3 protein-coding genes and 1 pseudogene are annotated in these 2,785 nt (G+C 45.4%); 3 read left to right on the top strand and 1 reads right to left on the bottom strand.

The features are described 5' to 3' along the window. Positions 1 to 1,530, bottom strand: a 1,530-nt coding sequence (locus LC574_RS34365; RefSeq protein ID WP_229458081.1) for a valine--tRNA ligase, incomplete at its 3' end; no start/stop codon positions are given. A 57-nt stretch (positions 1,531 to 1,587) separates the two neighbouring features. On the opposite strand from LC574_RS34365, the gene LC574_RS34370 reads away from it, so the two are divergent. The 3 genes and pseudogenes from LC574_RS34370 to LC574_RS34380 all read left to right on the top strand — a co-directional run. Next, the gene (locus LC574_RS34370; RefSeq protein WP_229458083.1) at positions 1,588 to 2,010 is read left to right on the top strand and encodes a GxxExxY protein; all 423 of its coding nucleotides are present in this window, start codon (positions 1,588 to 1,590) and stop codon (positions 2,008 to 2,010) included. Between the two features lie 47 nt (positions 2,011 to 2,057). After that, positions 2,058 to 2,222 carry a hypothetical protein gene (locus LC574_RS39410; RefSeq protein ID WP_229458082.1) on the top strand — a complete coding sequence of 55 codons (165 nt, stop codon included), beginning with the start codon at positions 2,058 to 2,060 and terminating at the stop codon, positions 2,220 to 2,222. Positions 2,223 to 2,225: 3 nt separating this feature from the next. Continuing rightward, positions 2,226 to 2,624, top strand: a pseudogene (locus tag LC574_RS34380) (MFS transporter); the annotation flags it as partial. Between the last annotated feature and the right edge of the window lie 161 nt (positions 2,625 to 2,785).

The following is a 2,785-nucleotide window of genomic DNA, read 5'->3' on the forward strand; positions in this document are numbered from 1 at the left end:
TACCCCGAAAATGATAATGTCCAAGCCTGTTACCATAGTAGTAGTCGGGTAGTAAGTTGCTAATTCTTGAGTTTGTTCCGGCCAGCCCAAAGTCGAAAATGGCCAGAGTCCAGAAGAAAACCAAGTATCTAGCACATCTGGGTCTTGTTCTAACTTGACATTTTCGCCAAATTGTGATTTAGCTTTTTCCCAAGCTTCAGTTTCCGATTTTGCCACCACAAACGGCGTGTTATCAGTAATTTGACCATCCGTTTCACTGACAGCGTACCAAGCCGGAATTTGGTGTCCCCACCATAATTGGCGAGAGATACACCAATCAGTGAGTTTTACTAGCCAATCACGATAGACCTTTGTCCAGCGTTGGGGGACAAACTCTGGAGAAGTTTGCTGGTCGAGGAATTCGAGAGTGTTGTCAGCTAGGGGGCGAATTTTGACAAACCACTGAGTCGAGAGGAGGGGTTCAATGGGTACTTTACCGCGATCGCTGTAGGGAATGGTATGTTTATAATCTTCGATCTTCACCAAAAAGCCATCTGCTTCTAGGCGAGAAACCACATTTTTTCTAGCAATAAAGCGGTCTTGTCCTTGAAACTCTCCGGCATTGGCGTTGAGAGTGCCGTCTTTATTCATAATGTTGATTAACGGCAGATTGTGACGCTTACCCATGTCAAAATCATTTGGGTCATGGGCGGGAGTTACTTTTACGCAACCCGTGCCGAAAGTGGGGTCAACAAATTCATCGCCAATGATCGGAATTTCTCGTTGTAGAATTGGCAGAGTGAGAGTTTTGCCGATGAGATGTTTGTAGCGATCGTCATTGGGATTAACCGCTACAGCCGTATCACCCAGCATCGTTTCTGGTCGAGTTGTCGCCACCGAGACAAAACCGGAACCATCGGTGAGGGGATAGCAAAAGTGCCAGAGATTTCCATTCACCTCTTGATTTTCTACTTCTACATCAGACACAGCCGACTGAGAAGCGGGACACCAGTTAACTAAATATTCCCCACGATAAATTAAGCCTTCCTCGTAGAGGCGAGTAAACGCCTCGATAACAGCTTTAGATAAACCCTCATCCAGGGTAAACCTTTCCCGTGACCAGTCCACCGAGACACCCAAGCGTCGTAGCTGATTCAGAATCGTTCCCTCAGACTCGGCTTTCCATTGCCAAGCACGTTCTAGGAATTTTTCACGCCCCAATTCGTAGCGAGTCTTACCCTCTGTCTTGAGTTGCTTTTCCAGCATACTATGCACAGCGATGCTGGCGTGGTCAGTTCCGGGTAGCCACAGGGTATTGCGTCCCTGCATCCGGTGGTAGCGCACAAGGGTATCAATCAACGCACTTTCAAAAGCGTGACCCATGTGTAAGCTGCCGGTGACATTCGGCGGTGGAATGACGATGCAGTAGGGTTCGCCGCCTTTGTGGGGGTCAGCTTTGTAAACTTGGTTGTCTTCCCAGAATTTTTGCCACTTGGCTTCAGTGGAAAAGGGGTCGTAGAGACTGGGGAGATTGGGAATGGTTGCGGTCATGCGGGAAAACTAAGGAAGGACTCTAATAAATTTTGCCACAGGGTTGGAGAGGGATTGATGGAAACGAACCGCCAAGACGCCAAGGACGCCAAGAGAAGGGAGCCAAGTGAAGAGGTGGATAGATTAGTTTACGCTGTAATTGGGGCGGCGATTGAGGTGCATAGGGTGCTGGGGCCTGGGTTTTTGGAGGAGGTGTATAAGGAGGCGCTAATTATAGAATTTTTCAGGTGCGGGATACCTCATGTGGTTGAGAAGGGGGTAATAGTGAATTACAAAGGACATGAAGTAGGTAAGGGGAGATTAGATTTTCTGGTTGCCAATTGTCTAATTGTGGAATTAAAAGCTGTCCAAAATTTAGCCCCAATCCACGAAGCTCAAGTCCTTTCATACCTTAAAATGACTAATTACCCCTTAGCCCTTCTCATCAACTTTAACGTCCCCCTACTCAAAGACGGCATCAAACGCATCATCCTCTCTTAATCTTCTCTTGGCGCACTTGGCGTCTTGGCGGTTCGTTCCCCAAATCCATGAAACACCAAACAACCTCCCCTTGGACATTCATTCCCACCCTATATTTCACCTCCGGCATACCTTACATCATCATCAACACAGTTTCCGTAATCTTTTACAAAAAACTGGGAATAGATAACACTCAAATTGCCCTGTGGACAAGTTTTCTCTATCTACCTTGAGTCATCAAAATGTTTTGGGGCCCAATTGTTGATATTTACTCTACCAAACGTAAATGGATACTTTATACCCAATTTGCCATGTTCTGCTGCTTGGGTTTGATAGCCATCTCCTTACAACTACCAAATTTCTTTTTCATCTCCCTCGCAACATTAACAATAGGAGCATTTATTTCTGCAACTTATGACATTGCCACAGATGGCTTCTATCTCCTTGCCTTATCTCCAGAACAACAAGCCTTTTTTGTTGGCATTCGCTCACTGTTTTATAGAATGGCTGTTATCTTTGGTTCAGGGATATTAGTAGTTTTAGCAGGTCAGCTTGAAGTATCACTCAATAATATTCCTTTAAGTTGGACTTTAGCTATTGGCTTCTCAGCTTTAATTTTAGCAATCCTGTTTATAAGAAGAATTCAGAACTCAGGAGCGGAGCCGAGACGCTCCGCCTCCGGTCAGAAAACAGGTATGAATTCTGTACGAGTGGGTAATGAATATTGGTTAAAACCTCGCCCGAGGTTAAGCGAAACTAGTATTAAATATTCAACAATAATTAAAACTCTATCCCT

Origin of the sequence: Nostoc sp. CHAB 5715 (assembly GCF_020829685.1) — a bacterium.
Classification (GTDB): Bacteria; Cyanobacteriota; Cyanobacteriia; order Cyanobacteriales; family Nostocaceae; genus Nostoc.